Origin of the sequence: Microbacterium lacus, from assembly GCF_039531105.1 — a bacterium.
In the GTDB taxonomy this organism is placed as follows: Bacteria; Actinomycetota; Actinomycetes; order Actinomycetales; family Microbacteriaceae; genus Microbacterium; species Microbacterium lacus.
In genome coordinates, this window is record NZ_BAAAPK010000001.1 from 2,291,992 (window position 1) to 2,309,871 (window position 17,880).

22 protein-coding genes are annotated in these 17,880 nt (G+C 66.7%); 13 read left to right on the forward strand and 9 right to left on the reverse strand.

The annotated features are described in order from the left end of the window. Positions 1-88 precede the first annotated feature (88 nt). Positions 89-1,612: a DHA2 family efflux MFS transporter permease subunit gene (locus tag ABD197_RS10910; RefSeq protein WP_425561013.1), complete on the forward strand. Its 1,524-nt coding sequence runs from the start codon at positions 89-91 to the stop codon at positions 1,610-1,612. 37 nt (positions 1,613-1,649) lie between these two features. Here ABD197_RS10910 and ABD197_RS10915 read toward each other — a convergent pair whose 3' ends face one another. The 6 genes from ABD197_RS10915 to ABD197_RS10940 all read right to left on the reverse strand — a co-directional run bounded on the left by ABD197_RS10915 (position 1,650) and on the right by ABD197_RS10940 (position 8,014). After that, entirely contained in the window at positions 1,650-2,111 is a 462-nt protein-coding gene (locus ABD197_RS10915; RefSeq protein ID WP_344054421.1) for a hypothetical protein, read from the reverse strand. A 106-nt stretch (positions 2,112-2,217) separates the two neighbouring features. Further along, positions 2,218-2,340 carry a hypothetical protein gene (locus ABD197_RS10920; RefSeq protein WP_344054423.1) on the reverse strand — a complete coding sequence of 41 codons (123 nt, stop codon included), beginning with the start codon at positions 2,338-2,340 and terminating at the stop codon, positions 2,218-2,220. A 35-nt stretch (positions 2,341-2,375) separates the two neighbouring features. Further along, the gene (locus tag ABD197_RS10925) at positions 2,376-3,236 is read right to left on the reverse strand and encodes a DNA-formamidopyrimidine glycosylase family protein (RefSeq protein ID WP_344054426.1); all 861 of its coding nucleotides are present in this window, start codon (positions 3,234-3,236) and stop codon (positions 2,376-2,378) included. 33 nt (positions 3,237-3,269) lie between these two features. Further along, positions 3,270-5,660, reverse strand: coding sequence for a phosphoenolpyruvate synthase (ppsA, locus tag ABD197_RS10930; protein WP_344054428.1), 2,391 nt, complete (start codon positions 5,658-5,660; stop codon positions 3,270-3,272). A 23-nt stretch (positions 5,661-5,683) separates the two neighbouring features. Then, positions 5,684-6,577 (reverse strand): pyruvate, water dikinase regulatory protein, encoded by an 894-nt coding sequence (locus tag ABD197_RS10935; protein WP_344054430.1) that lies wholly within the window; start codon positions 6,575-6,577, stop codon positions 5,684-5,686. A gap of 30 nt (positions 6,578-6,607) precedes the next feature. Next, on the reverse strand, positions 6,608-8,014 hold the full coding sequence (locus tag ABD197_RS10940; RefSeq protein WP_344054432.1) for an MBL fold metallo-hydrolase RNA specificity domain-containing protein: 1,407 nt from the start codon (positions 8,012-8,014) through the stop codon (positions 6,608-6,610). A 122-nt stretch (positions 8,015-8,136) separates the two neighbouring features. Between ABD197_RS10940 and ABD197_RS10945 the strand changes: the two genes are divergently transcribed. Then, on the forward strand, positions 8,137-8,784 hold the full coding sequence (locus ABD197_RS10945; protein WP_344054434.1) for a class I SAM-dependent DNA methyltransferase: 648 nt from the start codon (positions 8,137-8,139) through the stop codon (positions 8,782-8,784). A 14-nt stretch (positions 8,785-8,798) separates the two neighbouring features. Here the strand turns inward: ABD197_RS10945 and ABD197_RS10950 are convergent, their stop codons facing one another. Further along, the gene (locus ABD197_RS10950) at positions 8,799-9,293 is read right to left on the reverse strand and encodes a metallophosphoesterase family protein (protein ID WP_344054436.1); all 495 of its coding nucleotides are present in this window, start codon (positions 9,291-9,293) and stop codon (positions 8,799-8,801) included. Between the two features lie 96 nt (positions 9,294-9,389). Between ABD197_RS10950 and ABD197_RS10955 the strand changes: the two genes are divergently transcribed. Both ABD197_RS10955 and ABD197_RS10960 read left to right on the forward strand, forming a co-directional pair. Next, positions 9,390-9,734, forward strand: coding sequence for a LysR family transcriptional regulator (locus tag ABD197_RS10955; protein ID WP_344054438.1), 345 nt, complete (start codon positions 9,390-9,392; stop codon positions 9,732-9,734). Between the two features lie 3 nt (positions 9,735-9,737). Then, the gene (locus tag ABD197_RS10960) at positions 9,738-10,622 is read left to right on the forward strand and encodes an aminoglycoside phosphotransferase family protein (RefSeq protein WP_344054440.1); all 885 of its coding nucleotides are present in this window, start codon (positions 9,738-9,740) and stop codon (positions 10,620-10,622) included. An 11-nt stretch (positions 10,623-10,633) separates the two neighbouring features. Here ABD197_RS10960 and ABD197_RS10965 read toward each other — a convergent pair whose 3' ends face one another. Continuing rightward, positions 10,634-11,194 carry an alpha/beta fold hydrolase gene (locus ABD197_RS10965; RefSeq protein ID WP_344054442.1) on the reverse strand — a complete coding sequence of 187 codons (561 nt, stop codon included), beginning with the start codon at positions 11,192-11,194 and terminating at the stop codon, positions 10,634-10,636. Positions 11,195-11,328: 134 nt separating this feature from the next. Beyond that, entirely contained in the window at positions 11,329-11,538 is a 210-nt protein-coding gene (locus tag ABD197_RS10970; protein WP_344054444.1) for a hypothetical protein, read from the reverse strand. Positions 11,539-11,747: 209 nt separating this feature from the next. Here ABD197_RS10970 and ABD197_RS10975 point away from each other — a divergent pair, with 209 nt between their 5' ends. The 9 genes from ABD197_RS10975 to ABD197_RS11015 all read left to right on the forward strand — a co-directional run bounded on the left by ABD197_RS10975 (position 11,748) and on the right by ABD197_RS11015 (position 17,462). Next, positions 11,748-13,088, forward strand: coding sequence for a recombinase family protein (locus tag ABD197_RS10975; protein WP_344054446.1), 1,341 nt, complete (start codon positions 11,748-11,750; stop codon positions 13,086-13,088). 91 nt (positions 13,089-13,179) lie between these two features. Beyond that, positions 13,180-13,605, forward strand: a complete 426-nt coding sequence (locus tag ABD197_RS10980) for a hypothetical protein (RefSeq protein WP_344054448.1) — start codon at positions 13,180-13,182, stop codon at positions 13,603-13,605. Positions 13,606-13,683: 78 nt separating this feature from the next. Beyond that, positions 13,684-14,175, forward strand: coding sequence for a hypothetical protein (locus ABD197_RS10985; RefSeq protein ID WP_344054450.1), 492 nt, complete (start codon positions 13,684-13,686; stop codon positions 14,173-14,175). A 104-nt stretch (positions 14,176-14,279) separates the two neighbouring features. Then, on the forward strand, positions 14,280-14,483 hold the full coding sequence (locus tag ABD197_RS10990; protein ID WP_344054452.1) for a hypothetical protein: 204 nt from the start codon (positions 14,280-14,282) through the stop codon (positions 14,481-14,483). Between the two features lie 92 nt (positions 14,484-14,575). Beyond that, entirely contained in the window at positions 14,576-14,857 is a 282-nt protein-coding gene (locus tag ABD197_RS10995; protein ID WP_344054455.1) for a hypothetical protein, read from the forward strand. After that, the gene (locus ABD197_RS11000) at positions 14,854-16,023 is read left to right on the forward strand and encodes a DUF3631 domain-containing protein (protein WP_344054457.1); all 1,170 of its coding nucleotides are present in this window, start codon (positions 14,854-14,856) and stop codon (positions 16,021-16,023) included. Before ABD197_RS10995 ends, ABD197_RS11000 begins: the two co-directional genes overlap by 4 nt. A gap of 159 nt (positions 16,024-16,182) precedes the next feature. Then, positions 16,183-16,428 (forward strand): WhiB family transcriptional regulator, encoded by a 246-nt coding sequence (locus ABD197_RS11005; protein ID WP_344054458.1) that lies wholly within the window; start codon positions 16,183-16,185, stop codon positions 16,426-16,428. A gap of 215 nt (positions 16,429-16,643) precedes the next feature. Then, the gene (locus ABD197_RS11010; protein WP_344054459.1) at positions 16,644-17,306 is read left to right on the forward strand and encodes a hypothetical protein; all 663 of its coding nucleotides are present in this window, start codon (positions 16,644-16,646) and stop codon (positions 17,304-17,306) included. Between the two features lie 12 nt (positions 17,307-17,318). Beyond that, entirely contained in the window at positions 17,319-17,462 is a 144-nt protein-coding gene (locus ABD197_RS11015; RefSeq protein ID WP_344054461.1) for a hypothetical protein, read from the forward strand. Positions 17,463-17,880 lie beyond the last annotated feature (418 nt).

Here is a 17,880-nt window from a genome sequence, read left to right on the forward strand (position 1 = left end):
CCCGGCCGTTATCGTGAGGGCTTGTTGTATTTCGTGTGACCCGCCTACGGGACGGTGCTCGTGCACGCCGACCCCCGAGGAGACGCCCATGGCAACGACCGACGTGACGCCGCAGACCGGGAGCGTCCGTGTGTCCGACGGCGCGGCCCCGACGCTCAGCCGCTCGGATAGCCGGGTCATCTGGCTCCTGCTCGGTGCCGCGTTCGTCGCGATCCTGAACGAGACGACCATGGGTGTCGCGATCCCGCACCTCATCGATGATCTCGACATCACGGCGGTCGCCGCGCAGTGGCTGACCACGGCCTTCATGCTCACGATGGCGGTCGTGATCCCGATCTCGGGCTTCCTCCTGCAGAGATTCACGACGCGGGCGATGTTCATCGCCGCCATGAGCCTGTTCTCGCTCGGCACCCTGATCGCGTTCGTCTCCCCCGGCTTCCCCCTCCTGGTCGTGGCACGCGTCGTACAGGCCTCCGGCACGGCGATCATGATGCCGCTGCTGATGACGACGATCATGAACACCGTGCCGCCGCAGATCCGCGGCCGCATGATGGGTCGGGTCAGCGTCGTGATCTCACTGGCACCGGCGATCGGCCCGAGCATGTCCGGCCTGCTGCTGGACACCGTCGGCTGGCGCTGGATCTTCGGCATCATCCTGCCGCTCGCGCTGCTCGCCCTCGCGGTGGGTGCGCGGTGGATCCACAACCTCGGCGAGACGTCGGACGCACCGATCGATGTGCTCTCGGTGATCCTGTCCGCTCTCGGTTTCGGCGGTCTCGTCTTCGGTCTCAGCAAGATCGGCGGAGGCGGCCACGGCGGAAGCGGGGCGGATGCCGCATCCGCCGCCGCGATGTCGACGACCACCCTGATCGCATCGTTCGCCATCGGCGGCGTCGCCCTGGCGCTGTTCATCTGGCGGCAGGTGCGCCTGCAGCGCAGAGACCGCGCACTTCTGGACCTCCGCGTCTTCCGCTCGCTGAACTTCAGTCTCGCGATCACGCAGATGGCGGTCATGTCGCTCGCGTTCTTCGGTGCGATCACCGTCATCCCGCTCTACATGCAGACCGTGCTCGACGTCTCGGCGCTCGTGACGGGTCTCGTCGTCCTGCCCGGAGCCCTCGCGATGGGCTTCGCCGGACCCGTGATCGGTCGCATCTACGACCGCTTCGGCACGCGCGTCCTGCTCGTGCCGGGCGCCGTCGTGGTCAGCGCGCTGCTCTGGACCTTCACGACGTTCGATCAGAACACGCCTGTCTGGGTGGTCGCCGTCGCGCAGACCATCCTGTCGGTGGGCCTCGCCCTGTCGTTCACGCCGCTGTTCACCGCGTCGCTCGCGTCGCTCCAGCCGCGCTTCTACTCGTACGGCTCCGCGATCGTCGGCACGGTGCAGCAGGTGGCCGGTGCCGCCGGGATCGCGCTCATGGTGACCGTGTTCGCCTCGGTCGGCGCCGCGGCGGCCGGTACCGGACTGGATGAGTTCGCTGCCGGCGCGGAGGGCGCGCACGCAGCGTTCCGCATCGCGGCGATCCTCTCGCTTCCGCTCATCGTCGGCGCCTTCCTCATCCGCAAGCCGGCGGACCAGCCGTCCCCGGCGGGGACGCCGGTGCACTGACCCCGGCTGCCTGTCGCGCCGCGCTTCGGGACGCCACTCAGTGGTGGATGAACGCCTTCAGCAGGATGATCACTCCGCCGAACGCGGCGGTGGTCAGGGCACTGCCCAGCCGCAGCCAGAAGTGGCTCGTCCATTTCGCGACCGCGAGCCACCCGAGGACGCCGAGCGCGAGCGCGTCCACAGAGAGCGCAGCCCACACGGCGTAGTCGTCGTCGATGAAACGCGAGACGCCGAGGAACAGGACCGCGATCGGCAGCAGCGAGATCAACAGCATCCCCAGAGAGTGACGTCCCGCCGCGCGCAGGCTTTCGGGGAGGGTCGCCCTTCCCTCACTGGCCGCGAGGCGCGCGAGCGTCCCCGCGTACACGTGCGCGGCGAAGAACACCAGCACGGTCACGATGACCGTCACGAGCGCGCTGAGCGACGTCCCGGTCGCCGTGTAGCTGACCACGATCATCCCCGAAACGAGGATGAGCCCGTAGACCGCCTCCTCGGACATGAGGATCCTCGTCACGCGAGGCGTCGTGCCCAGAATCTTCTCATCCGTCATTCCCGGACCTCCCCGACAAGCCTGCCAGAGGGCGCCGCGGATTGCGGACCGAGGGTCAGTCGGAGGTGCCGCAGGCCGATCCACCGCAGCAGGAGGAGGCCTGACCACCCAGGAGGTTCTTCGTCTCGTCGAGGACGGGGAGAAGGGTCACAGGCGCGGACTGCTGCTGGTCGGTCATGGGTTCCATCGTAATCACCTCGTCGTCCTCCGGGCTCACCCGAGCGACTCACCCGCGGTCTGGCAGGTCGCGCAGTACTGAGCGGCGGCGCCGGAGAACGTGAACGTGCGGATCTCGTCCCCGCACACGGGACATGCCCTTCCCGCTTTGCGATGCACCGTCAACGCCGCGTGCTTCGCGGCCTTCAGATCGGCCGGCGCGACACCGCGGCGCGCATCCCGCGCGGCGGAGAGGACCTGCACGGTCGCCGCGTACAGACGACCGACCTCGTCGGATGTGAGGTTCGCGGCATGCGCGACGGGCGACACGCGCGCCGCGTGCAGGATCTCGTCGGAATAGGCGTTGCCGATCCCGGCGAGCGCCGTCTGATCCTGCAGGAGCGCTTTGATCTGCTTCCGCCGACCCGCGAGCAACGCGGCGAATGTCGCCGTGTCCACCTCGCCCGCGAGGGGATCCGGTCCGAGCTTCGCGACGGCCGGCACCTCGTCGGGACGCGGGACGATGTGGACCGTCAGTGACTTCCACTGCCCGGCATCCGTCAAATCCACACCCTCCCCCGGAGCCGCATCGGATCCGAAGCGCAGACGCGCCATGAGCGTCGCCTCACCCACCCGCGAGCGACCCTCGGGACTGCTGTCGTGCCAGAGCACCCACCCGTCGTGCCCGAAGTGCACGATCACGTGCCGCGGTGCACCGGCATCCGTCGTCATCGCCAGATCGATCATCTTCGCGTGACGGGTCACCCCCGTCACGGTCGATCCGACGATCTCCTCGACGCCCGCCACCGGCGACTTCAGGGCTTTCGGCAGCATCACGTCGAACGAGCGCACACGCAGTCCGCGCGTGCGCTCGTTCAGGAACGACGCGAGCTCTTCGACCTCCGGCGACTCCGGCATGGCCTCATGATCGCACGCGGGCGCGCAGCCGACTCAGGCGTTGACAGCGGCGCGCTGCGGTCCGGCCAGTCGCAGCCACGTCTCCACGACGGTGTCCGGGTTCAGCGACATCGATCCGATCCCCTGACCCACGAGCCACTCCGCCAGATCCGGGTGATCGCTCGGGCCCTGGCCGCAGATACCGACGTACTTGCCCGCCCGCAGACACGCCTCGATCGCCATCGACAGCATCTTCAGCACCGCCGGGTCCCGTTCGTCGAATGTCGCCGCGACCAGTGACGAGTCGCGGTCCAGTCCCAGGGTCAGCTGCGTCATGTCGTTCGAGCCGATCGAGAAGCCGTCGAAGTACTGCAGGAATTCGTCGGCGAGCACGGCGTTCGAGGGCAACTCGCACATCATGATGACCCGCAGCCCGTTCTCGCCCCGCCGAAGCCCGTTTTCACCCAGCAGTTCGATCACGGCGTGCGCCTCCCCCACGGTCCGCACGAACGGCACCATGATCTCGACGTTCGTGAGCCCCATCTCGTCGCGCACGAACTTCAGCGCCTCGCACTCCATGTCGAAGCACGCGCGGAAGTCCTCCGAGATGTACCGCGCGGCGCCGCGGTAGCCGAGCATCGGGTTCTCCTCGTGCGGTTCGTAGACATCCCCGCCGACGAGGTTGGCGTACTCGTTCGACTTGAAGTCGCTGAGGCGGACGATGACCGGTTCCGGCGCGAAGGCGGCGGCGATCATCGAGACGCCCTCCGCCACGCGCCGCACGAAGTACTCGCGGGGCGACGGGTACGCGGCGATGCGCTCCGCGATGTCGTCCCTCAACGGTGCCGCGAGCGTGTCGAAGTCCAGCAGGGCACGCGGGTGGATGCCGATCTGCCGGTTGATGACGAACTCCAGGCGGGCCAGGCCGACGCCCTTGTTCGGCAGCTTCGAGAACGCGAAGGCCTGGTCGGGCGTGCCGACGTTCAGCATGATCTTCGTCGGGCTCTCGGGCATGTCGTCGAGCTTGGTGACGACCTCCTCGAACGGCAGCAGCCCTTCGTAGACGAAGCCGTTGTCACCCTCGGCGCACGAGACGGTGACCTCCTGCCCGTCGTGGAGCGAGATCGTCGCATCGCCGGTGCCGACGACCGCGGGGATGCCGAGCTCGCGCGCGATGATCGCCGCGTGGCACGTCCGTCCTCCGCGGTTCGTCACGATCGCCGATGCCTGCTTCATGATGGGCTCCCAGTCGGGGTCTGTCATGTCGGCGACCAGAACGTCTCCGGTGCGGAACTCCTCCATCTGCGCGAGCGTGCGCATCACACGCACCGGCCCGGCGCCGATCTTCTGCCCGATCGCCCGGCCGACCGTCGCCACCGTTCCGCGCTCGGCCAGCACGAACCGGCGGGTGACATTGCCGTCCACGCGCGAGACGACCGTCTCGGGCCGCGCCTGCAGGATGTAGAGCTTGCCGTCCACACCGTCCTTGCCCCACTCGATGTCCATCGGGCGGCCATAGTGCTCCTCGATCGTGAGCGCCTGGCGTCCGAGCTCTTCGACCTCGGCATCCGTGATGCTGAACAGCGCCCGCTCATTCTGCGGGACGTCCACGAAGACGGTGCTCCCTCCGACGTGGGTGCCGTCGGCGTAGACCATCTTCACGGCCTTCTCCCCCACGGAGCGCTTGAGGATCGCAGGGCGGCGCGCGCGGAGGGCGGGCTTGTAGGCGTAGAACTCGTCGGGGTTCACCGCACCCTGGACGACGGCTTCGCCGAGACCGTACGAGCTCGTGATGAACACCGCCCGGTCGAAGCCGGACTCGGTGTCGACAGTGAACATGACCCCCGACGCTCCGACGTCCGAGCGGACCATGCGCTGCACGCCCGCGGACAGGGCGACATCGTGGTGGTCGAAGCCGTTGTGCACGCGGTAGGCGATGGCGCGGTCGTTGTACAGCGAGGCGAAGACGCTGCGGATCGCCGCCAGAATGTTGTCGATCCCGCTGATGTTGAGGAAGGTCTCCTGCTGCCCCGCGAACGATGCGTCGGGCAGGTCCTCCGCGGTCGCGCTCGAGCGCACGGCCCACGACACCGCCTCCGGCTCGGGATCGTTCTCGATCAGGTGCGCGTACGCGGCGCGGATGTCGGCGTCCAGCTGAGCCGGGAGCGGCTGCTGTTCGATCCATTCGCGCACGTTCGCCCCGACACGCGCGAGCTCGGCGACGTCCGAGACGTCGAGCGCCTCGACAACCGTTTTGATGCGCTCGTACAGCCCGTCCGCGGCGAGGAAGTCGCGGTACGCGTCGGCGGTCGTGGCGAAGCCGCCCGGGACGCTCACACCGAGGTGCGACAGGTTGGAGACCATCTCGCCGAGCGAGGCGTTCTTGCCGCCGACCTGGTGCACGTCGTTCATGCCCATCTCGGTGAACCAGAGGATGTTCGTCATGTGACTCTCCTGTTGTGTGGGTTTCAGCTGCGCAGTCGCATGGACTGCATGATCACGGCGGACATCTCCTCGACCGACTTGGTCGAGGAGTTCAGGAACGGGACGCGGTTGCGGCGGTAGAGGTCCTCGGCGCGCCGCAGCTCGAGGGTGCACTGCGCGAGGCTCGCGTAGGTCGAGCTGGGCCGGCGCTCGTGCCGCACCTGACTGAGGCGCAGCGGCGTCGTGGTGAGCCCGAAGCAGCGGTTCGCGTACGGAGCCACGGTGGCGGGAAGCCCGTCGGACGGGAAGTCGTCGTCTGTGAGGGGATAGTTCGCGACGAGCAGGCCGTACTGCAGGGCGAGGTACATCGTCGTAGGCGTCTTGCCGCACCGGGAGGGGGCGATGATGATGACGTCCGCGATGTCGAGCGCCCGCATGCTCTGTCCGTCGTCGTGCTCGATCGCGTACTCGACGGCACGCATGCGGGCGAAGTAGCGCTCGATGTCGCCGACGCCGTGATACTGCCCGAGCTGCTCCGACGCCGTGCTCCCGAGTGCCGCTTCGAGTTCGCGCAGATGTCCGCCCAGGAGGTCGATCACGACCGCACCCGAGGCGGCGAGCTCGCCGATGATCTCGGGAGACTTCACCGTGGCGAACACGATCGGATCCGCACCGCTGCGGATCGCCTCGTGCAGGTCGTGGACGACGTTGCGAGCCCCTTCCGGTGTGTCCACGAACGGGATCGTGTGCCGACGGAAGTGCACGCCGGGGAAGTTCGCCAGCAGTGCCGAGCCCAGGGTCTCCGCCGTGATGCCGGTGCTGTCGGAGACGAAGTACGCCTCGCGCAGGGGTCGTGCGGGGACGGGGATGTCGATGGTCGTTCTCCTCGATCCGGGGGACGTGTGATCCGAGACTAGAGAAAGTACGTTGCTTTCCATGACCAGATCACCGCGAAGGAATTGCCGATTTTACGAATTCGTTACGCGCGGCGAGGTGACCAGCCCGACCCGCTCGAAGGGCTCGGGCACCCGCGCGCTCCAGTGCAACTCCTGCTTGATGCGACGCCGCAGAGTGTCGGCCGCACTGGGCTCGCCGTGTGTGACATAGACGGATGCCGGTGGCACGGGCACTCGGCGCATCCAGTCCATGAGCTCATCCGCGTCGGCGTGGGCCGACAGGCTGTCCAGACGCACGACCTCCGCCCGGATGGGCACGTCCCGACCGAAGATGCGCAGCGTCTGCGCCCCGTTCAGGAGAGCCGCGCCGCGTGTGCCCGCCGCCTGATATCCGGTGAGCACGATCGCGTTGCGCGGATCATCCGCGTAGGCGCTGAGGTGGTGCAGGATGCGGCCGCCCGTGAGCATGCCGCTCGCGGAGACGATGACCATCGGGCCACCGCGGAGGTTCAGGAGCTTCGACTCGTCGACCGTGCGCACGGGGGTCGCGAGGCCGTACATCCGGTCGATCTCGGCCGCACCGAGCCGGTGCTCGTCCGGGTGACGGTGGTAGATGCCGGCGACCTCGATCGCCATCGGGCTGTTCAGGAAGATCGGAACATCCGCAAGCCTGCCCGCCTGTCGGAGCTCGGCGAGCTGCAGGAGCACGGACTCCGTCCGCCCCACCGCGAATGCCGGGATCATCACGACCCCGCCCTTGCGAGTCGTCCTCGCGATAACGTCGGCCAGCACGTCCGCGGCGTCCACCGCCGCGTGTGCGCGATCTCCGTACGTGGATTCGACGACCAGGACGTCGCAGGGTTCCAGCGGAGCGGGCCCACGCATGACCGGATCCGCTGCGCGTCCCAGGTCCCCGCTGAAGTGGATGGAGGTGCGAGCTGCTCCCGCGCCGACGACCGCGTGCACACCGGCGGCACCGAGGATGTGCCCGGCCGGCGTGAACGTCACCTCCACGCCGTCCGCGACGCGGGTCGGCCGGCCGAAGTCCACCGGATGAACGAGGTCGAGCGCGTGCTCGGCATCCGCGGTCGTGTAGAGCGGCTCGGGGTGAGCGTGGGACGACCAGTGGTGGGATGCCGCGTGTCGGGCTTCCTCCTCGAGCAGGTGCGCGCTGTCGGGGAGCAGCACGCCGAGCAGTTCGGCCGTGGCGGGGGTCGCGTGGATCCGCCCGCGGAATCCGTCCCGGACGAGGGCGGGCAGGTATCCGGTGTGATCGAGGTGCGCGTGCGTCACGACGACGGCGTCGATCGATGCGGGCGGCACCGGAAACGGCGCGCGGTTGCGTTCGCGGAGCACTTTGAGTCCCTGGAACAGTCCGCAGTCCACGAGAACGCGCGTAGACCCGTGCTCGATCAGATAGCGGGACCCGGTGACCGTGTCCGCCGCCCCGAGGAATTGCAGCGTGCCTGTCGTCGACATCATGCACTCCTTCCCGGAAAGCGATCGTCGGCGATCCACCCCCACTCTCGGTCGCGCACGGAATGCACGACAGGGCCGGAGGTCCTACGGCGCGGAGCGCGCCTCGGGAATACGGTCATGACATGGTCGCGTCGGATGTTCCTCGGACACGGGCGTTCTACCAGACGGTCGCCGACGCGTACGCCCTCCTCGTGGCGGACGTCGGGTTCGAGGGCGCGCTCGAGCTGTCCCTCATCGCGGACTTCGTCGATCAGCTCGCGCACGGCGAGCGCGTGGACATCGTGGACGCCGGATGCGGAACGGGCCGGATGATCGGCCATCTGCGCTCGCTCTCGGCCTCCGTCCGCCCCATCGGCGTCGACCTCTCGCCCGCGATGCTCGCCCACGCGCGGGCCGCGCATCCCGACGTCGAGCTGGTCGAAGCCCCTCTCCAGCGCATGTCCCTCCCCGGCGAGTCGGCGGACGGCATCCTCGCGTGGTACTCCGTCATCCACACGTCGCCCGCCGATCTCCCGGAGGTCCTGAGCGAGTTCCGGCGGGTGCTGCGTCCGGGGGGTCTCGTTCTCCTCGGGTTCCAGTCAGGATTCGGGGAACGTCGCCGTTCGGGCGCCTACGGTCATGACATCGAACTGCACGCGTATCTGCACGACACAGCCGCGGTCAGCTCGGCCTTGACCGCTGCGCGATTCGTCGTCGAGGTGCGGATGGATCGAGGCCCGCGACGCGAGGAGAGGCTTCCGCAGGGGTTTGTGATGGCCCGCGCAGTGTGAGCCCTCCGGTCGCATCAGAGCGCGACGAGTTCGACGCTCCTCACCGCCCGGTCGGCGACGAGGACCCTCATCATCGAGCACACGGGTTGGCGGCGCCGATCGGTCGGTGAGCCGGGATTGAGCAGCCGCATCCCGCGAGCGGACACCGTGTCCCACGGGATGTGGCTGTGTCCGAAGACCAGCACGTCGACGTCCGGGTGCGCCGCTTCCATCCGCATCTCGCGACCTGTCTTCGGCCCCGTTTCGTGGACCACGGCGAACCGCAGCCCCTCGATCTCGCGGTGGGCGATCTCGGGCAGACGCGACCGCAGGTCAGGGCCGTCGTTGTTGCCGAACACGCCGAGTACCTCGCCGTGGTCGGTCAGCTCATCGAGCACGGATGCCGCCACCCAGTCGCCCGCGTGGATGATCAGATCGGCCGCGTCGGCAGCGCGCAGGAGCGCGCTCGGCAGCGCTCGGGCACGCCCGGGGATGTGCGTGTCGGAGATCAGCAGCAGGCGCGTGGTCATGGGCCGACGCTACGCGATGGGGCGGGTGGTCGAGCAGGGCTCGGCCTATGCTGGGCAGTCGACCGCCTCGATCGGCGCCGACAGCGGAAGGATGCCATGAAGATCACCGACCTGCGCCGCTTCGTCGTCGCCGCGGACGTGCTGCACTTCCCGCGCGCCGCAGAGACCCTGGGGATCCCGCTGCCGGCGCTGTACTCGTCGATCGATCGACTGGAGCAGGAAACCGGTCAGCCGCTGTTCGTGCCGCACGCCCAGCCGACGCGTCTGAGCCCGGCCGGCGCCCTCCTTGTGACCGAAGCGCGGGAGCGCATCGCGGCTGCTCCGGCAGCGGGAGCGGCATCCGCTCCCGCCGGTGGCAAGGCGAAGGCCTCGAAGGGGAAGGGTCGCGCGCCCGTCGTGAAGGGGCAGCCCAAGCCCTATAAGAAGCGCCAAGGCCGTTAGGCGGTGGCTCCCCCGACACGCGTCGACGCGTCCCGGATCGACGCCGCCTTCGTCGCGGCCCTGATCCGGGATCAGTTCCCGGAGTGGGCGCATCTGTCGCTGCGACCGGTCCGCAACGGCGGCAACGACCACCGGATGTTCCGGCTCGGCGGGGAGCTCGTGGTGCGACTGCCCAGCGCACCGGGCTACGTCCCCCAGGTGGCGAAGGAGCAGGAGTGGCTGCCGCGGCTCGGACCGGCCCTCCCGCTGCCCATCCCAGCTCTGCGCGGGATCGGCGCCGCCACCGATGGGTTCCCGGCTCCGTGGTCGGTGTACGGGTGGATCGATGGTCGGCCGTTGTCCGTCGGACGAGTCGAGGACGAGAGGGGTATCGCGATCGCGCTCGCCGGCTTCCTCCGCGCGCTGCGCGCCGCCGACGCCGACGGCGCTCCGGCGCCGGGTCCGCACAGCGCGTTCCGTGGCGGTCCCCTGCAGCATTACGACGACGAGATGCAGGCCCTCCTTGATCGTGTGCACGGCGCGGAGCGCGACCGAGCCGCGGGGCTCTGGCGGGACGCCCTCGGTGCGCCGTTCACCGGCAGACCGGTGTGGTTCCACGGGGACGTCGCGGCAGGCAACCTTCTGGTCACTGACGGAGGGCTGGCCGCCGTGATCGACTTCGGATGCGCCGGCGCCGGCGACCCCTCATGCGACACCGTGATGGTGTGGACCCGGTTCCAGGGTCGAGCCCGCGCCGCGTTCATGGCCGAGCTCGCCGTCGATGAGGCCACTTGGGCCCGTGGACGCGGATGGGCGGTGTGGAAGGCCCTGATCATGCTCACGAACGAGCAACGGGCGCAGCGCGCACTCGCCCGTCACGTTCTGGATGAACTCGCCGCCGGGCACTGATCGCGGGAGCGTCAGTCCCAGTCGAGGTACTCCTCGATGATGACGGCGGTGGCGATCGGGTGAGTCATGGGGAACAGGTGACCCGCCCCGCTGATCGTCTTGATGCTCGCGCGCTCGGGCGCCGTCGACTGCAGCCGCTCGCCGTTCTCGGGAGGGGTGCTCTCGTCGTCCGTCCCCTGCACGATGAGGACGGGGATCGTCGGGGCCAGGGCGACGTCGGTCTCTTCGACGCCGAGCAGCAGCAGTCCGTTCACGCGGTCGACGTGCGCGGCGGCGAACACCCGCGCAACAGTGCCGCCCGAGGCGTGACCGCCGATCCAGGTGTGTTCGAGTCCCACCCGGTCGATCACCGCGAGGACGTCTTCGGCGCGCTCCGCGGGCGAGGCGTCCTTCGCCGTCCCCACGCGCACGACGTGGAAGCCCGCCTCCTCAGCGAGGTAATGCCCGACCACGGCGAGCGCAGCGGAGTCGAGCCCGGCATCCGGGATCAGCACCAGCCCGACCGGGCCGTCGCCCTCCACGGCGTACTCCACCCGACGGCCGGCGTTCTCGAGAGTCTGCGTATCGGTCATGGGGGGGTGAGTCCTCTCGGGCGGGGCGGAGTGCGGTCGACGCGTGGGGCGGAGCGCCCCATCGACGGTAGCAAACGTCGATGCCGGCCCGGTTCCCGAGCCGACCACGACCGTGCGCGACCGATCCGTCGGGCTCAGTCCGTCGGCAGCGGGCCGTCCATGACCGCTTGCCGGATCCGCCAGGCGGGGAAGCCGCTCAGTCGGATGATCAGGTCGATGTCGAAGTCGTGCTCGAAATACGCGGCACGCACGGCACGGATGCGGGTCACCGTGTCGGCGAAGGCGAGATCGAGCTCGGTCGCGTAGCGCTCCCACACGCTCGCCTCATACCCGGGTACCGACATGCCACTCCACCTCGTCTCGGAGCTTCTCCCAGAACCGAGGATACGCACCGCGTGTTTCCGGAGTGCGACGGGCGTGTACCGACCTGTGGGCGCCTCTTCCCTGCGATGGCCCACCGAAACATCAGGCGCCGTCGCAGGAAGGAAGCGCCGACGTCGAGGAACTCAGACGTTGAAGCGGAACTCGACCACGTTACGTTAAGTTCGTACCTATGAGCAAACGGGCAGCCCTCTACGTGAGGCAATCGAAGTCTGACGGGACGGGCGACGGTCCCGAGCGGCAGATCGAGCGCACCCGCAGTCTCGCAGAGCTCCGCGGCTGGACGGTCGCCGGTACATACCTGGATGACGGTGTGAGCGCATCGAAGAACCGAGGGGCAGGGACCGCGTGGGAACGGATGCTCTCGGATGCTGACGCCGGCCGGATCGACGTCGTTGTAGGTGTCGACCTTGACCGTCTGCTGCGATCGACCCGGGATCTGAACACCCTCATCGACCGCGGATTGCAGGTTGTCACGGTTGACGGCGAGATTGACCTGTCGACTGCTGACGGTGAGTTCCGGGCGACGATGCTTGCGGGCATCGCACGGTTCGAGGTTCGACGTAAGGGTGAGCGGCAGGCTCGAGCGAACGCGCAACGTGCTCTGAAGGGTGCTCCCCCGTCTGGTGTCCGGTTGACGGGTTACACGCAGGCTGGTGAGCTTCACGAACCGGAAGCGGCGATCGTGCGGGAACTGTTCACACGGTTCCGCAACGGCGAAACCCTGAAGGGTCTTGCGACCTGGCTGGAGGCGCAGGGCGTGCCGACGCGTCGTGGGGGCCGATGGAACGCGTCAACAATCCGCACCCTTCTCATGAACCCACGCTATGCCGGTAGGTCTGTTCACCGCGGGCAGGTAGTCGGTGACGCGCGTTGGGAAGCAATCGTCTCCGCTGATCTGTTCGACGTCGTGCAGGCCATGATCACCGACCCGCGGCGGGTGACGAACCGTGAGGGGACAGCACGTAAGCACCTCGGCGCTGGCCTGTTCATCTGTGGTGTCTGCGACAACCCCGTCCGCACCAATGGGCTCCGGTACTGGTGCCCCGGCCATGTCACCCGCGGCATGGCACCCGTTGACGAATTGGTGGCTGGTGTTGTGCGGGCGCGACTGAGCCGTGGGGATCTTGACGCGCTACTGGTCGCACCGAACACGGAGCGACTCAAGAGTCTGCGGGATAAGTCGTCTGCGCTGCGGGCGCGCTTGGATCGGATCGCCGCTGACTATGACGCTGAACTGATCGACGGTAGACGGTATGCGGAAGCCTCTGGGAAGGTGCGTGCGGAGCTCGAATCTGTTGAGCAGGAACGGGCAAGCCTGGCGACGGGTGAAGCCGTGGCGGGGATTCTGACGGCGGCTAAGCCTGCGGATGCATTCGAAGCGTCGTCCATCGCGATCCGGCGAAACGTGATCGCCGCTCTGATGCGGGTTCGACTGCTACATGTGAAGCAGGGCCGGCGCGGGTTCAACCCGTCGAGCGTAGAGATTCAGTGGCTCTCAGAGGCCACCTAAAAGACCTTCCCGGCACAAGCTGGGCAGAAAGAAGCCCCCGCGTGAGATTGGCGTCTGAACGGGGGCAACAAACACCGAAAGGAAACAAACGATGTCTGACAACCAGATTACTCTCCCCGCCGTCACCGCGTATGAGGCGGGCGTCCGGTTCTGGGACACCCGATACGACGAATCCCCGTCCTGGTCCGAGGTACGACTGAACGACGGCGTCATGGTGTCCTTCAAGGGACAGCCATGGAAGCCGATCGAGGACTGTGAGCCGGACGAACGTGCGGTCGTGATTGCGGTGGACGCGCTATACAACAGCATGCCACTCCTGGACGGACTGCCTGAAGCGATATCGGGCTGGACCGACGAGGAGGTCAGTGAGCGGTTGCACGTTCCCGTCGCTAACGTTCCCTGGATGCGCGAATCCCGAGGCCGCTTCTGGTCCGTTCAAAGCGCGTTTGCACTCCAGGCGGAACTTGGACTGACGAGCGGAGACTTCTTTGCCCGCGTTTATCCGACTGGCTCATAGTCCGGCCGTTTCCGTCTCGGGGGTGTCGGCAACGCGGATGTCGGCACCCCCTGAAACACTCACGACTTAGGAGACACGATGAGCCGCAAGAAGACGAACACCTACACGACCCGCCGTGTGGGCCCGTGGTCAAACACAGCACGCGGCGATTCCATCTACATATCCGTCTACTGCCGCGGGACGGCAACTCACTCGCACGACAAGTGGCGTATCGGTTCGATCACCGCCCAGGTCCGTAATGGAGAGATCTTCTGGGCCGACTCCACAGCCGGGTACGCCGATCACAGTCAGGACGTGCTGCACCGGATATCTCCTGGTATCGGTCAGTATCTCGTCGGAAACGAATGGGTTCCCATCGACCGCGTGTCTGACCAAGACATTTACACCCGCGACGACCTCCGCATCAGATGGCGTCTCCGGTGCCCCGTATGCGGCTTCTCTCGCGAGATCGCGCAGCCACGGCGTATTTACCCGATTCTCGCGACGCTTGCCACTCTGCGCGAGGCGGACAACATTCTTGAGATTCCTGTTCGGGAGTTTGCTCGGCGTGTCGAGCGGCTAAACGAATGAAGGTGCTATAGTTAGCATTCACGGCGTTGGGTGGCAGTTTGGCCACTCCCCGGTTGCTCCAGCCTCCAAGCAGAGGAAGTTTCTCCCTGCCTGGAGGCTTCCCTATGTCATGGACGACTGAACGCGCCCGTGTCGCATCCCTTTCCCGTTCACGATCCGCCGACGATCCCGACCTGATCGCTGCACGCCGCGATCTCCGCGCGGCACGTATCGAGGATTACATTCAGCGCGTCGTCGCGACGGCACCGCCGCTTACAGCGGACCAGCGCTCACGCCTGGCCGCGCTGCTTGTCGGTGATGCCGCTTGAATGACGAAACCCGCCTCATGGGCGGGCTCGAGGATAACGCTGGCCGGCGGGTTCCTGGGTCCGAGTCTACCGTTTCCCCCCTTGTCCGTGGGGTGATCGAACGCACACTCCAGCCGCACGACCTGCCCCCGGCATTGCATGCTCTCTGGCGCGACGGTTTCCACGCAGGCGCAGAGAAGGTTCGTTCTCGTCTCCTTCAGGCCGAGGCTGACGCTGCCCGGTACTACTACGAGGCGTACAACTCGGACGAAGCGAAGGCACGTCACCGGCAGATGCTCGCCGAGTTCCAGGTGGCACTCAACCGGAAGTCGACTGCTGAGCGTTGGGCAGAGCTCGACCGGATCGCCGCGAGCCGATCGGCGGTGACACGATGACGAACGCGGTTACCGAAGTTACCGAGGTTACCGATGCCCAGGGGTATGGGGGCGTGCTTGACCGCATGCGGTCGTTCCTCGAGCGCTTCATCGCTTACCCCAGCGACGACGCCTCAGTGGCGCACACGCTGTGGATCGCTCACTGCCATGCGGTAGACGTGTTCGAGAACACACCGCGGATCGCGTTTCTCAGCCCGGAACCCGGATCGGGTAAGTCGCGTGCGCTCGAACTGACAGAGGCACTTGTTCCCCGTCCAGTTCTGAGCGTGAACGCTTCTACTGCGTACATATTCCGAAAGATCAGCGATGACGCCGGCCTGCCGACGCTGCTTCTAGACGAAGTGGATTCCATATTCACTGGCGGCAAGTCCGACATGAACGAAGACCTCCGTGGACTCCTCAACAGCGGCTATCGGCGTGGGGCTGTGGCGGGGCGTGCCGCTGCCCGAGGTAGAGAGATAGTCACCGAGGAGTGGCCGTCGTTCTGCCCTGTCGCCCTCGCGGGCCTGAATCAGCTTCCCGACACCCTCATGACGAGATCCGTTGTGATCGCCATGAAGCGCCGCCGGCACGACCAGCGAGTGGAACCATATCGGCGACGGGTGAACGGTGCGGAAGCACTCGATCACTATGAATCTGTCTCGGACTTCATGACGCGTTCGGTTGCTCTCATCGAGGGTGCGTGGCCTGAACTCCCCGAGTCGATCCAGGACCGTGACGCTGACGTATGGGAACCCCTTCTCGCTGTAGCGGACGCGGCGGGTAGTCACTGGCCAACTACTGCCCGCGGGGCTGCGGTGCGACTGGTGGCGGCGGCGAAGGATAAGCCCGCGACGCTCGGCATCCGGTTGCTTGCGGACATCCGTACCGCTTTGGGGGATGAGGAACGCATCTCGACGGTGGAACTGCTGGACCGACTTGTGTCTATGGACACCGCCCCCTGGTCGAACCTCAAGGGTGAACCCATCGACGCTCGATTCCTGGCTAGGAACTTGACCCGCTACGAGATCGAGACGAACAACACGATCAAGATTCAGGGTCGCCCGGTCAAGGGATATATGCGCTGGCATTTCGCCGACGCCTGGGATCGATACCTGCCCTCCCCCGCACCCCCAGAAGTCGGTAACTCCGGTAACTCCGGTAACTCCGAGGAGGTGACGTGGTGAGCGCGTACCGCGTCTGGCTCGAGAACTGCAAGAGCTGCAACCCCTGGACTCGCGTCGTCAACCACCCCACGACTAACGAGCCGATCGTTCAAGCGCTACACGAACCGGGATGCCACGCGTTCCCCCCATTGCAGCGCGTCGACGGGCAGGAGGTGACCCGTGGCCGCAGGTGACACCGAATACGCCGCACTCCTCCAGCAGATGGACGACAACACCCCCAACTGCGAAGACGACCCGCGGTTCATCCAGGACGAACTCACCCCGCGCGACGTGTTCGAGATGCGCGGCATGTGCAGGACGTGTCCCCTGATTGCCGCTTGCGAAGCGTATTCAGCGGCAGGCAAACCCAAAGGCGGCTTCTGGGCCGGCCGGCACTACGGAGCAACCCGAAAGGACAAGAGATGAGCACCCCAACCCACGAAAGCGCATACGACCGCGTATGGAGAGCCATCAACCAATGCCCCACCTGCCAACAACTCACAGAAAACGAAAGACGAGAACAAAGCCGCCAAGCACTCCGCGACGTCAAGCGAACCCAAGCCCGAAAACTACAGCCGTTCCCAGACACCCTCTGGACCGACGGACGCCCCTACTCCTAAACCTCGAACGGAAGAAAAACCATGGCAGCACGCAACGCAACCCACGAAACCATCGCCATCCACAGCCAGCGCTCAGCACTCAGCACCGACCCCGGCGCATTCCACCCCGACGCCCGCCCGCCCGCAACACACACCACCCCGGCGCTCAAGAAACTGTTCGCCGAACTCGATCGCAACAACACGATCATCGGGACAGCCGAACAGGAACTCCTGACGATCGAAGCGAACTGGATCGAACTGGAAGCTGAAGCCACCCGCAGCGACGCCCGCGACGCAGCCAACGCAAACCGCAACGGCACACCCTTCACACCGAAAGCAGTCAAGGAACTCCGAGGCCAGCGACAGAACCTCATCGACACCATCGCCGCAAGCAACGGCGCACGAAAGCTCATCGAAGCCGACCTTGCCGCAGAACGCGAACGCATCCAGAACACCGGGAACGCCGAAGCCGCCGAGCAGAAGCAACGGGAGAAGGTACGCGCAGAGATCACACGACTGCACGACCAGATCAACCAGCTCGGCGAAGCAATCGCATGGACGAACTGGGTATTCGACCACACACCCTGGGACACCACCATCCGATTCAACGTCGCCCACGTGTGGCCCGAGATCTCCGTACGCGGCGTCACCGGAACCACCATCGCCAACCACACCGAAGTCCTCAACGGACTCGCCGACATCTGAAAGGCCACGAACATGCAGAACCTCGACTATCGCCCCATCACGCAAGCAATCACGGACGAGAACGCCAAGCTCCTGACCGCTGACACCAGTCCAGACAACCCCTGGCGAACGCTGCTCGAACCACGAAGCACACAGAACAGCGAACCCGACGAATGAGAGATTGCGCCCGTCCCCCCGTCGGCTCACACCGACGGGGGGGACCCCGCAACTACCCGCGGCCAGAGAGTCGCCGGAGAGGGCTTTCCGAGGTGCGACGGGTTCAAAGGTTTCGAATCGGGCCGTTTCTGACGGCTCATCGGTCAGAAAGTTGGTGATTTGTGCGCAGGCGTCAGGTTCCGCGGTTTGAGGTGATTCGCCGTGATGATCCGCGTGACTTTTTCGCATGGCGGTTGCCGGTGGGTGGCGGCGCGGACATGTTGAGCGATGCGGAGGTGGAGCGACTGAGGGCGTTGCCCGAGTCGGTGTTGCTGGATCTGCTGGAGCGGACGGAGAGGGCGGCGGTTGAGTTGCGGTCTTTGTCGGCTCAGTTGCGTTCGCGGTGGCGGACGGGGGTGGCGTGTCCGGTGTGTGGCGG